Source organism: Pseudomonas sp. 8 R 14 (genome assembly GCF_900005955.1).
Taxonomy (GTDB): Bacteria; Pseudomonadota; Gammaproteobacteria; order Pseudomonadales; family Pseudomonadaceae; genus Aquipseudomonas; species Aquipseudomonas marginalis.
In genome coordinates this window covers 60,217-72,572 of the sequence record NZ_CVTH01000080.1, presented here as the reverse complement: position 1 = coordinate 72,572, position 12,356 = coordinate 60,217, and the positions used below count along the sequence as shown (strand labels likewise).

Sequence of the window (12,356 nt, the reverse complement as noted above, 5' to 3'; positions counted from 1 at the left end):
CGGCCTGCGGCGCAATCGGTGCAGCCTCAGGCGCGGGCACAACCGGCTCCGAGGCAGCCGGTGCGGCAGGCTCTTCCTTCGGCGCCTCGACTTTCTCTGCAGCCGGTGCGGCCTTCGGCTCCGGCACACCGAGGTCGGCCTTGGGCTGCTCGGGGATATGCTCGGCCTTCTTCACTTCCTGTGGCAGGAACACATCCACCAACGCAAAGTAACGGTCGTAGAACTTCGGCGCGGACACCGTCTCACTGGCCACCTTCACCATCGAGTCATCGGTAGAGCCGATCGGCATCGACACCGACCCCAGCACGCCCACGCCCAGGCTCGCGGAGTTGTTGACCTTCTTCAGCGCATAACGATCCTGCAGGGCATTGGCGAACATCGTCGAGTGGTTCTTGCCTTTGCCATCATCGGCGCACACCACGTTGAAGCTGATCTGCAGGTGCGTTTCGCCGGTCTGCTGGAAGCTCTTGTTACCCACGACCAGTTTCGGATCGCTGCTGGTGATGATGTAGCCCTGGCTCAGCAAGGCGCGCCGCGCGGCCTCGCACGCCGCTACATCGGTAACCGGGTAATCCCGGGAAAATGTACCGGAGTCGTCGAAGTTCTCATGTTCATAAATAGCGGTCTTGGGTGACGAGCAGCCCGCGGCGCCCGCCAGCACCAGCGCCAGCCCGAGGCTACGCAAGTGGAATGATGTCGACATTGATAATCCTGAGGAAAACGGTCTGGGCGGTATTGTGCAACAGAACGAGGCCTTGGCGCGCGCATTCCTGTCGGTAAAACGTCACAGGGTTACGCGCCGGGGCCTGCAGGGAAAAGCCCGGCGCACATATGGTCAATAAATACGCGGAGCTTGGCCGAGGTATGGCGACCGGGCCACAATATCCAGAAATTGCCCCGATGCTCCAGGTCATCATCCAGCACCCGTTGCAAGCGCCCTTCGTCCACGGCCTGGTTGACCATGTAGTCCGGCAGGCAGGCAATGCCCAAGCCCTCGAGCACCACATGCTTGAGGGACTCGATGGTGGTGCTGACCAGCGGCGTACGCAACAGCGGTTCCGCAGCCCCCGGGGCAAGGCGCAACGGCCAGGGCTCGAGCTTGCCCGTGGCGCAGAACTTGTGGCGCAGGCAGGCGTGGCCATTGAGGTCCTGTGGTTGCTGCGGCGTGCCGTGTTGGGCGAAGTAGCCCGGCGTGGCGACGAGTACCAACTGGTAGTGGCCCAGATGACGCGCCATCAAGCGCGAATCTTCCGGCTTGCCCGTGCGAATCACCGCATCGAAACCTTCCTCGATCACGTCCACCATGCGGTCGGAAAAATCCACGTCCAGCTCGATCTCCGGGTAGGTGCGCATAAAGTCACTGAGCACCGGCATCAACAAGCCGCGCACCTGCGGCACACTGATGCGCAACTTGCCCCGTGGCGTTGCAGCGGCGTCCGTCAGCTCCTGCTCGGCCGCTTCCACCTCAGCGAGAATCCGCCGCGAGCGCTCAAGGAACAGTGCACCTTCACTGGTCAAGGTGATACTGCGCGTGCTGCGGTGAAACAGCCGCACGCCCAGGCGCTCTTCCATCCGCGCAATGCTTTTGCCCACGGCCGACGACGACACCCCCAGCACGCGGCCGGCGGCGGTGAAGCTGAGCGTCTGCGCCACCTGCACAAATACCGACAGGCTGCCCAAGCTGTCCATGATCTGCCTCCAATTACGGACATCCGCGTCCGATAAGTTCGGAACCTTAGCCTGTTTTTCCGTCAACCACAGCCCCCTACTCTGCCTGCTTGCCCTTTTACCTGGATAAAACGTCATGAGCAGCAGCCCTTCACTCACCGCATCAGCCCAGCGGGATTCTTTACCCTTGGGCGGTCTACTGGCCCTGGCCAGCGCCGGCTTTATTACCATCCTCACCGAAGCCATGCCCGCCGGGCTTCTGCCGCAGATGGGCGACGGCCTGGGCGTGTCGCCCGCCTTGGTCGGCCAATTGGTTACCCTCTACGCCCTTGGCTCCCTGCTGGCAGCCATCCCGCTGACGCTGCTGACCCGCGGCTGGCGCAGGCGGCCGTTGTTGCTGCTGGCCATTGGCGGCTTTGCCTTGGTCAATAGCGTAACCGCGCTGTCCAGCCATTACGGGTTGACCCTGGTGGCGCGCTTTTTTGCCGGGGTCTTCGCCGGGTTGCTGTGGGCGTTGCTGGCGGGTTATGCGAGCCGAATGGTGGCGCCACACCTGCAAGGTCGCGCCATTGCCGTGGCGATGCTGGGTGCACCCCTGGCGCTGTCGCTGGGTGTACCTGCGGGCACCTTCCTCGGCACCGCCGTTGGCTGGCGCTTGAGCTTTGCGATCATGACCGGGCTGACCCTGGTGCTGCTCGCCTGGGCACGCTGGCAACTGCCGGACTTTGCCGGCGAACGGGCGGATAAACGCCTGGGGCTGCGCCAGGTGCTGAACCTGCCGGGCATTCGTCCGGTGCTATGGGTGACGTTTACCTACGTGCTGGCCCACAACATTCTGTACACCTACATCGCCCCGTTGCTGGTGCCCGCAGGGGTCGATGCGGACGTTGACCGAGTACTGCTGGTGTTCGGCCTCGCGGCAGTGCTGAGCATCTGGCTGGCAGGTGTATTGATTGACCGGTGGTTGCGCGCCTTGCTGCTGATCAGTTGTGCGCTGTTTGGCCTGATCGCCCTTGCGCTGGCGTTGTGGATCAATGTGCCGGCAGTCATCTATATCGCCGTGACGTTATGGGGCCTGGCGTTCGGCGGTTTGCCGGCATTGCTGCAAACCGCACTGGCCCAATCGGCGGGCAAGTCGGCGGATGCCGCACAATCCATGCTGGTGACCGTGTGGAACCTGGGGATAGCCGGTGGCGGCCTGGCGGGTGGCGTATTGCTTCAAGGTTGGGGCGTCACGGCCTTTCCATGGGCGGTTGTGCTTCTGATGCTGCTGGCCTGGGCCGGTGCATCACAGACGGCGCCCCAGCAGTTGGCCCGGCCACCCCGCCAAGTCGAACGTTGAAATGCGCTGGTAGCCACAGGACTCATAAAAACGCACCAGATCCCCTGTCCCGCCGCCGTAGCAGTCCACACGCAAGCGCGTGACTCCTGCTGCGCGGGCCTGGTCATCGGCAAAGGCCATCATGCGCCGGCCAAGGCCGCGAACACTCGGGTCACGCGCGGCAATCAACAGGCGCACATACACCTCGGGCTCAGTCGCCGAAGGTACATAAGGCATGGGATCGCCCACCACCAGCGCTCCTCGGAGATGCCCCTCGGGGTCCTCGACAACCCAGGCCCCGGGCAACGCGCAGGCTTCAGCCACTTGCGCGACCCGCCGGGGCGACCCCGACCAGGGCTCGGTGCCCCACTGATGGGTATTGCCCCTGCCAACGAACCAGGCGATCACCTCGTCGAACACCTGCAGCACCGCAGGAACATCCGCCACGCTGGCGCGGCGGATCAGCAAGCCATCCATTCCTTGAATCAACACGCTTGGAACTCCTGGGTCGACGATACCGAGTACCCAGTCTAGCGCACACATAAAAAAGCCCCCGGTCTTTTCAGGCCGGGGGCTTCTTGTTCAAAGCGACATCAGTACTTCTTGATATCAGCCTTGGTTTCCAACTGCTTGCGGTACGCCGCAAAGTCCTGCTGGCCGACACGGGAAGCGAGGAAGCGGCGGTATTGCGCCTTTTCTTCGTCCGTTGGGGCGGCCGCTTCGTTGACGCCGTTCAAGCGCACGATCACCAGGCTGCCATCAGCCAGGGTCACGGTGGTGAAGGTCGGCTTGTCCTTGGCCGCAGGCTTGGGCATGCGGAACAGGGCTTGCAGCACGGCCGGGTCAATCGCTTCCTGGCTACGGGTAGCCGCTTCAGTGACTTTCCAGGCCTGGCCGTCGACCGGCTGGTTCAGCGGGGTCTTGCCATCACGCAGGCTGGCGATCAGTTCGTCAGCGTGAGTCTTGGCAGCCGCGCTGGCGCGCTCCTTGGCCATCTGTGTGCGAATCGCCGCGGCAACGCTTTCCAGCGGCAGTTGCGCCGGTTTGCGGTGCTCTTTGGCACGCAGCACGATGATGGTTTCCGGGTCCAGCTCGATGGCGCTGCTGTTGGCACCCTCATCCAGCACTTCCGGGCTGAACGCAGCGGTGACCACGGCGCGGTTGGCCGCGACACCGTCACCACCTTCACGGCCAAACGGCGCGGAGGTGTGTACGGTCAGCTTCAGGTCCGATGCTGGTTGGGCCAGGTCGGAGGCTTCGAATGCCGCATCTTCCAATTGCTTGGTTGCTTCGACAAAACGCTGCTCGACCTGTTGGGTCTTGAGCTCGCGGGTCAGCTTGTCTTTCAGGCTGGCAAACGTCGGCACTTGCGGTGCTTCAACGCCCAACAGCTTGATCAAATGCCAACCGAAGGTGCTGCGCACCGGCGCCGAAACCTGGTCTTTGTTCAACGCGTACAAGGCAGCTTCGAAGTCAGGGTCGTAGACGCCAGGGCCGGCAAAGCCCAGATCGCCGCCATTGTTGGCCGAACCTGGATCCTGGGAGAACTCCTTGGCCAGGGCCTCGAACTTCTCACCCTTGGCCAGGCGTGCCTGGATTTCTTCGATCTTGGCCTTGGCTTGCGCGTCGGTGACCTTGTCGTTGACTTCAATCAGGATGTGCGCGGCACGACGCTGTTCAGCGAGGTTGGCGGTTTCTTTCTGATAGGCAGCCTGCAGTTCATCGTCCTTGACGCTGACCTGGTCGAAGAAGGAAGACTTCTTCAGTTCCAAGTAGTCAATGACCACCTGGTCCGGGGTCATGAACTCCTTGGCGTGCTGGTCATAGTAAGCCTTGACCTCGTCGTCGGTGAGTTTCACCGCCGCAGGGTTGGCCTTGATATTGACGGTAGCGAAATCGCGGGTCTGTTTTTCCAGACGGGCGAATGCCAGCACTTCGGCGTCGGTCACGAAACCGCTGCCGGCGATGCCTGCGCGCACCTGGCCGATCAGCATTTCCTGGGTCAGCATCTGACGGAACTGCAGACGGCTGTAGCCCAGCTGACGGATCACCTGGTCAAAGCGTTCGGCGTTGAACTTGCCGTCCACCTGGAATTCCGGCGTCTGCAGGATCACCTGGTCCAGTGCAGCTTCAGAGAAGCCAAACTTGGAGTCGGCAGCGCCTTGCAGCAGCAGCTTGCGATCGATCAGGCCCTTGAGGGCCGCTTCGCGCAGCAGTTTTTCGTCCAGCAGTGAAGCATCGAAATCCTTGCCCAGCTGTTGCATCAGCTGGCGACGTTGCATGTCGACGGCCTGGCTCAGTTCAGTCTGGGTGATTTCTTCACCGTTGACCTTGGCCACGTCCTGCTTGGTGTTGGTCGAAGCCTGGAAAATGGCCTCGATACCGGTGAACGCCATCAATGCGACGATGATCCCGATAATGGTCTTGGCAATCCAGCCTTGTGAATTGTCCCTGATATTTTGCAGCATGCGTCCCCCAGAAACGGTTGAACTTCAAAAATTGGCAACCGTGGAGCGTGGGTAGAGTCCGGATAGAAGAAAGGCGCATCCGAGGATGCGCCTTCTCGTAACTGGCGGAGCGGACGGGGGGTTGAATCTACACCCCCGGCTTGGCGACCCGATGGATACTTGGGTCAGCTTTCGCTCCGCTGCCAGGCCAGACCTGCGTCCGACCCGGGTAGCAAAGGCTTGATCGAAGCTTAGTTAACCGCTTCTTTCAGGGCTTTACCGGCTTTGAAACCTGGTTTCTTGGCAGCAGCGATTTGCAGTGCTTTGCCAGTCTGTGGGTTACGGCCAGTGCGAGCTGGGCGGTCAGTCACAGAGAAAGTACCGAAGCCTACCAGTACCACGGAGTCGCCGGCCTTCAGAGCGCCAGTGACGGATTCGATTACTGCATCCAGCGCACGGCCGGCAGCAGCTTTCGGGATATCAGCGGATGCAGCGATAGCATCAATCAGTTCCGACTTGTTCACTCTAAGTCCCCTTATATATCTATTGAGTATGATTCTAAGTTTTTTGGTAAACAGCAAAAACCAGTGCTGAATGGCCTACAGACACTTAAGAGCCGCTTTATAACAAGGGCTCTAAAAAGCTGTCAAGGAAGCCCCCAGGCTTATTCACATTAATGCGTGCTAATTCTTTCCTTGGAATCAGACTCTCGTTTTTCGTCCTTTGCAACTATCTCCGGAACCACATCCGGCAAGGGCTCCGGCGCGTATTGCAGCGCAATTTGCAGGACCTCGTCAATCCATTTAACCGGTTTAATCTGAAGATCCTGCTTGATATTGTCAGGAATTTCCTTCAAGTCGCGAACATTCTCTTCAGGAATGATCACAGTCTTGATGCCACCGCGGTGTGCAGCCAGCAATTTCTCTTTCAGGCCACCAATGGCCAATACCTGGCCACGCAGGGTGATTTCCCCGGTCATCGCAACATCGGCGCGCACCGGTATGCCGGTCAATGCCGAAACCAGGGCCGTGCACATGCCTACGCCAGCGCTCGGACCATCCTTCGGTGTAGCCCCTTCCGGCATGTGGATGTGGGTGTCGTGCTTCTCGTGGAAGTCCAGGGGGATCCCCAGGCTCCTGGCGCGGCTGCGCACCACGGTCTGCGCGGCGGTAATGGATTCGACCATCACGTCACCGAGGGAGCCGGTCTTGATCAACTGGCCCTTGCCGGGGATCACCGCAGCTTCGATGGTCAGCAATTCGCCGCCCACCTGGGTCCACGCCAGGCCAGTCACCTGCCCTACCTGATCCTGCTGTTCTGCCAGGCCGTAACGGAATTTACGCACACCCAGGAAGTGCTCAAGAGCGTCGGCCGAGACCTTCACCGAGAAGCGTTTTTCCAGCGCGTGCTCCTTGACCGCCTTGCGGCAAATCTTCGCGATCTGGCGCTCAAGGCCCCGGACACCGGCCTCGCGAGTGTAGTAGCGCACGATGTCGCGGATCGACTCGACGTCGAATTCGATCTCGCCCTTCTTCAGGCCATTGGCCGAAATCTGCTTGGGCGCGAGGTATTTGACGGCGATATTGATCTTCTCGTCTTCGGTGTAACCCGGCAGACGAATCACCTCCATCCGGTCCAGCAATGCCGGCGGGATGTTCATGGAGTTGGAGGTGCACAGGAACATTACGTCGGACAGGTCGTAGTCGACCTCCAGGTAATGGTCGTTGAAATTGTGGTTCTGCTCAGGGTCGAGCACTTCCAGCAAGGCCGATGCCGGATCGCCACGCATGTCGCTGCCCATTTTGTCGATTTCATCGAGCAGGAACAGCGGGTTGCGCACACCCACCTTTGTCATTTTTTGAATCAATCTTCCTGGCATCGAACCGATGTAAGTCCGGCGATGGCCACGAATTTCCGCCTCATCGCGCACACCACCGAGGGCCATGCGCACGAATTTACGGTTGGTGGCATTGGCGATGGACTCGGCCAGGGAGGTTTTACCTACCCCAGGCGGGCCAACCAGGCACAACACCGGGCCACGAATCTTCTTCACGCGCTTCTGCACGGCGAGGTATTCGAGGATGCGCTCTTTGACTTCTTCAAGGCCATAGTGGTCGGCATCAAGGATATCTTCGGCACGGGCCAGGTCCAGGCGTACCTTGGTCTGGGCCTTCCACGGCACCTGCACCAGCCAGTCGATGTACGAGCGCACCACGGTGGCTTCGGCCGACATCGGCGACATTTGCTTGAGCTTGTTCAACTCGGCGGTGGCTTTGGCCAGGGCGTCTTTCGGCAGGCCGGCAGCATCGATGCGCTTTTTCAGCTCTTCGATTTCGTTGTGGCCTTCCTCGCTGTCGCCGAGCTCCTTCTGAATGGCCTTCATCTGCTCATTCAGGTAGTACTCGCGCTGGCTGCGCTCCATTTGTTTTTTGACCCGACCCCGGATGCGCTTCTCGACCTGGAGCAGGTCGATCTCGGCATCCAGCAACGCCAGCACGTGTTCGACACGGGCCGACAGGTCAATGATTTCGAGGATGTCCTGCTTCTGCTCGATCTTCAGCGCCATGTGCGCGGCCATGGTGTCGACCAGGCGGCTTGGCTCATCGATGCTATTGAGGGAAGACAGGACTTCAGCCGGGACTTTCTTGCCCAACTGCACGTACTGCTCGAACTGCGAGAGCAGGCTGCGCACAAACACTTCGGACTCGCGCTCAGGGGCCTCGACTTCGTCGATCAGCACCACTTCGGCGCGCAGGTGGCCGTCCACCTCCATGAAACGCTCTACCGCACCGCGCTGCTCGCCTTCCACCAGCACCTTGACGGTGCCATCGGGCAGCTTGAGCAGTTGCAGGACAGTGGCAATGGTGCCGACGCGATACAGGGCATCTTCGCCTGGATCATCATCGGCAGGATTTTTCTGGGCCAACAGCAGGATCTGCTTGTCGCCCGTCATCGCGGCCTCGAGGGCTTCGATAGACTTCTCGCGCCCCACGAACAGCGGGATAACCATGTGCGGATAAACGACGACATCACGCAACGGCAGGAGAGGCAATTCGATGGTTGTCTTCATGATTTCGCCTCTATGACAGTTGAAAAATAAGCTTGAAACCAAGATGGGGGCTGCGTGTAAAAAAAACAAGCTCAATGCTGGCAGTTACACGCAGTAAAAATCCTTATGAAAAACAAAGGAGCCCCTAGAGGCCCCTTCGTTTGTACCAAAACTGCGAAACGCTTACGCGTCTGGCGCAGCCTTGGCAGTCGGCTCACTGTTTTCGTAGATATACAGTGGCTTGGACTTACCTTCTATAACGCTTTCGTCGATCACCACTTTACTCACCTCGGACTGCGAGGGGATTTCGTACATGGTGTCGAGCAATACACCTTCGAGGATCGAACGCAGGCCACGTGCACCGGTCTTGCGCTCCAGTGCCCGCTTGGCCACCGATTTGAGCGCGTCGGTACGGAACTCGAGGTCCACACCTTCCATCTCGAACAGCTTGGCGTATTGCTTGGTCAGGGCGTTTTTCGGTTCGGTGAGGATCTGAATCAGAGCCGCCTCATCCAACTCGTCCAACGTGGCCAGGACCGGCAGACGGCCAACGAATTCCGGGATCAGACCGAACTTGACCAGATCGTCAGGCTCGACTTCACGCAGGGACTCGCCCACCTTCTTGCCTTCTTCCTTGCTGCGCACTTCTGCACTGAAACCGATGCCGCCACGGGTAGACCGTTGCTGAATAACCTTCTCCAGGCCGGAGAATGCACCGCCACAGATAAACAGGATGTTGCGCGTATCAACCTGAAGGAATTCCTGCTGCGGGTGCTTGCGGCCGCCTTGTGGCGGTACGGAAGCAACCGTGCCTTCGATCAGTTTCAACAGGGCCTGCTGCACGCCTTCACCGGAAACGTCCCGAGTGATCGACGGGTTGTCGGACTTGCGCGAGATCTTGTCGATTTCGTCGATGTAGACAATACCCATCTGGGCCTTCTCTACGTCGTAGTCGCACTTCTGCAGCAGTTTCTGAATGATGTTCTCGACATCTTCGCCCACGTAGCCAGCCTCGGTGAGGGTGGTGGCGTCAGCGATGGTGAACGGAACGTTCAGCAGGCGAGCGAGGGTTTCTGCAAGCAGGGTCTTACCCGAGCCTGTAGGACCGATCAGCAAGATGTTGCTCTTGCCGAGTTCGACTTCGTCGCCTTTCTTGTCACGCTGGTTCAAGCGCTTGTAGTGGTTGTATACCGCTACGGCCAGAACCTTCTTTGCACGCTCTTGACCAATCACATACTGATCAAGGATGCCGCTGATTTCTTTAGGCGAAGGCAATTTATGCGCGCTGCTTTCGGCCTGGGCTTCCTGCACCTCCTCACGGATGATGTCATTGCACAGGTCGACGCACTCGTCGCAGATAAAGACCGAGGGGCCGGCAATCAATTTGCGCACTTCATGCTGGCTTTTGCCACAGAAGGAGCAATAGAGCAGCTTGCCGTTGTCCTCGCCGTTGCGGGTGTCAGTCATTCGTTCGATCCAAATCCGATAGGCTTGCAACACAAGATGAAGGCTTATGCGGGCTTTTTCAAGCCCGCAGATGATCGGGAAACCCGACCAGCCCTATTTTGAGCGGCTTATATTAAGCGGGGCGCTTTTCGATCACTGCGTCGATCAACCCATATTCACGTGCGGCTTCGGCGCTCATGAAGTTGTCACGGTTGGTGTCGCGCTCGATTTCTTCCAGGGTGTGCCCGCTGTGCTTGGCCATCAGCGTGTTGAGACGTTCGCGGATGAAGAGGATTTCCTTGGCGTGGATTTCGATGTCCGACGCCTGGCCCTGGAAACCGCCCAGTGGCTGGTGAATCATCACGCGCGAGTTCGGCAGGCAGTAACGCTTGCCCTCGGCACCTGCGGTCAGCAGGAACGCGCCCATGCTGCAGGCCTGGCCAATGCAGGTAGTCGATACGTTCGGCTTGATGAACTGCATGGTGTCGTAGATCGACATGCCCGCTGTCACCGAACCGCCCGGCGAGTTGATGTAGAGATGGATGTCCTTGTCCGGGTTTTCCGCTTCAAGGAACAGCAGTTGCGCACAGATCAGGTTGGCCATGTAGTCCTCTACCGGGCCCACCAGAAAGATCACTCGCTCCTTGAGCAGGCGCGAGTAGATGTCGTAGGCGCGTTCGCCACGAGCGGACTGCTCGACAACCATCGGGACCAGGCCGCCTGCGGCCTGGATATCAGAGTTCTGCTGAATATAGGAATTACGGAACATGCTCTGCAGTTACTCCCAAATAGTCATGTCTTGAAAACGCATAAGCCAGCGCGAGGCTGGCTTATGGTTGAATTTCCAACGAGTTGGACAATCAGTCGGCTTGTGCTGCTTCCGCCGGCTTGACTGCTTCTTCGTAAGAGACCGCTTTATCGGTCACCTTAGCCTTCTGCAGAACAGTATCCACAACTTGTTCTTCCAGCACAACCGAACGTACTTCGTTCAGCTGCTGGTCGTTCTTGTAGTACCAGGCCACGACCTGCTCAGGCTCCTGGTAGGCCGAAGCCATTTCCTGGATCATTTCGCGGACGCGATCTTCGTCAGGCTTGAGGTCGAACTGCTTGACCACTTCAGCCACGATCAGACCCAGCACCACACGGCGCTTGGCTTGCTCTTCGAACAGCTCGGCCGGCAGTTGGTCTGGCTTGATGTTGCCGCCGAACTGCTGGACAGCCTGTACGCGCAGGCGATCCACTTCGTTGGACAGCAGGGCCTTAGGCACTTCGATCGGGTTGGAGGCCAGCAGACCGTCCATGACCTGGTTCTTGACCTTGGACTTGATAGCCTGGCGCAGCTCGCGCTCCATGTTCTTGCGAACTTCGGTGCGGAAGCCTTCGATACCGGTTTCCTTGATGCCGAACTGATTGAAGAATTCTTCGTTCAGCTCTGGCAGCTTAGGCTCGGAAACGCTGTTGACGGTCACGGTGAACTCGGCGGCTTTGCCAGCCAGGTCCAGGTTCTGGTAGTCAGCAGGGAATTCCAGGTTCAGGACCCGCTCTTCGCCAGCCTTGGCGCCAACCAGGCCGTCTTCGAAGCCAGGAATCATGCGGTTGGAACCCAGCACCAGCTGAGTACCCTTGGCGGAGCCGCCAGCGAATGCTTCGCCGTCAACCTTGCCAACGAAATCGATGTTCAACTGGTCTTCGTTCTGGGCAGCACGGTCGACCACTTCGAAACGGGTGTTCTGCTTGCGCAGGATTTCCAGCATGTTGTCCAGGTCCGAATCAGCCACTTCGGCGCTCAGGCGCTCGATAGCGATACCGTCGAAACCGGCCACTTCGAACTCGGGGAACACTTCGAATACGGCAACGTATTCCAGGTCCTTGCCCGCTTCCAGGGATTTGGGTTCGATCGAAGGCGAACCAGCCGGGTTCAGCTTTTGCTCAACCACTGCTTCGTAGAAAGAAGCCTGGATCACGTCACCGACGGCTTCATTGCGTGCATCAGCACCAAAACGGCGCTTGATTTCGCTCATTGGCACTTTGCCTGGACGGAAACCAGCGATCTTGGCCTTTTGGGCAGTCTGCTGCAGACGCTTGTTGACCGCAGTCTCGATGCGCTCAGCCGGCACGGTGATGCTCATGCGGCGCTCGAGAGCAGTAGTATTTTCAACAGAAACTTGCATGGATATTCCTCGTTGCACAGACGTTAGCCGGCCATTTCCGACCCCAATCAAGGGCATGCATTCTAGTGGGTCAAACTCAAGAAGTCACCCTACTGGAAATACGCCCGTAAACAGCCGGCAATTTATCGATACGAAGGCACTGTCGCGCCCCGCCCCGGTGACAAATAAAGCCAATCACGCCAGGGCTCTGCGCCGCCCCTTCTATATATAGAAGGGATCGTCGCTCATCTCCCTGACGCCCACCCCGCAGTGAG

At 59.1% G+C, this 12,356-nt stretch carries 10 protein-coding genes; 1 reads left to right on the top strand and 9 read right to left on the bottom strand.

Translation table 11 applies throughout. The annotated features are described in order from the left end of the window. Both BFQ01_RS22975 and BFQ01_RS22970 read right to left on the bottom strand, forming a co-directional pair. The coding region (locus BFQ01_RS22975; protein ID WP_065927028.1) for a DUF2242 domain-containing protein at positions 1–703 on the bottom strand (703 nt) is incomplete at its 3' end. Positions 704–792: 89 nt separating this feature from the next. Next, positions 793–1,689 (bottom strand): LysR family transcriptional regulator, encoded by an 897-nt coding sequence (locus BFQ01_RS22970; RefSeq protein ID WP_065927027.1) that lies wholly within the window; start codon positions 1,687–1,689, stop codon positions 793–795. A gap of 115 nt (positions 1,690–1,804) precedes the next feature. Between BFQ01_RS22970 and BFQ01_RS22965 the strand changes: the two genes are divergently transcribed. Beyond that, the gene (locus BFQ01_RS22965; RefSeq protein ID WP_065927026.1) at positions 1,805–3,010 is read left to right on the top strand and encodes an MFS transporter; all 1,206 of its coding nucleotides are present in this window, start codon (positions 1,805–1,807) and stop codon (positions 3,008–3,010) included. Here BFQ01_RS22965 and BFQ01_RS22960 read toward each other — a convergent pair. The 7 genes from BFQ01_RS22960 to tig form a co-directional block, all read right to left on the bottom strand. Continuing rightward, positions 2,957–3,481 carry a GNAT family N-acetyltransferase gene (locus tag BFQ01_RS22960; protein WP_141690815.1) on the bottom strand — a complete coding sequence of 175 codons (525 nt, stop codon included), beginning with the start codon at positions 3,479–3,481 and terminating at the stop codon, positions 2,957–2,959. The two genes, BFQ01_RS22965 and BFQ01_RS22960, sit on opposite strands and share 54 nt — an antisense overlap. A gap of 101 nt (positions 3,482–3,582) precedes the next feature. Further along, positions 3,583–5,457, bottom strand: coding sequence for a SurA N-terminal domain-containing protein (locus BFQ01_RS22955; protein WP_027606244.1), 1,875 nt, complete (start codon positions 5,455–5,457; stop codon positions 3,583–3,585). A 230-nt stretch (positions 5,458–5,687) separates the two neighbouring features. Next, complete coding sequence (locus tag BFQ01_RS22950; RefSeq protein WP_003174819.1) at positions 5,688–5,960, bottom strand: HU family DNA-binding protein; 273 nt, start codon at positions 5,958–5,960, stop codon at positions 5,688–5,690. 149 nt (positions 5,961–6,109) lie between these two features. Further along, positions 6,110–8,506 (bottom strand): endopeptidase La, encoded by a 2,397-nt coding sequence (lon, locus tag BFQ01_RS22945; protein WP_065927024.1) that lies wholly within the window; start codon positions 8,504–8,506, stop codon positions 6,110–6,112. A 162-nt stretch (positions 8,507–8,668) separates the two neighbouring features. After that, positions 8,669–9,952 (bottom strand): ATP-dependent Clp protease ATP-binding subunit ClpX, encoded by a 1,284-nt coding sequence (gene clpX, locus BFQ01_RS22940; RefSeq protein WP_003238279.1) that lies wholly within the window; start codon positions 9,950–9,952, stop codon positions 8,669–8,671. Positions 9,953–10,064: 112 nt separating this feature from the next. Continuing rightward, complete coding sequence (clpP, locus tag BFQ01_RS22935) at positions 10,065–10,700, bottom strand: ATP-dependent Clp endopeptidase proteolytic subunit ClpP (RefSeq protein WP_003174822.1); 636 nt, start codon at positions 10,698–10,700, stop codon at positions 10,065–10,067. A gap of 91 nt (positions 10,701–10,791) precedes the next feature. Beyond that, positions 10,792–12,102: a trigger factor gene (gene tig / locus BFQ01_RS22930; protein WP_027606242.1), complete on the bottom strand. Its 1,311-nt coding sequence runs from the start codon at positions 12,100–12,102 to the stop codon at positions 10,792–10,794. Positions 12,103–12,356: the final 254 nt, after the last annotated feature.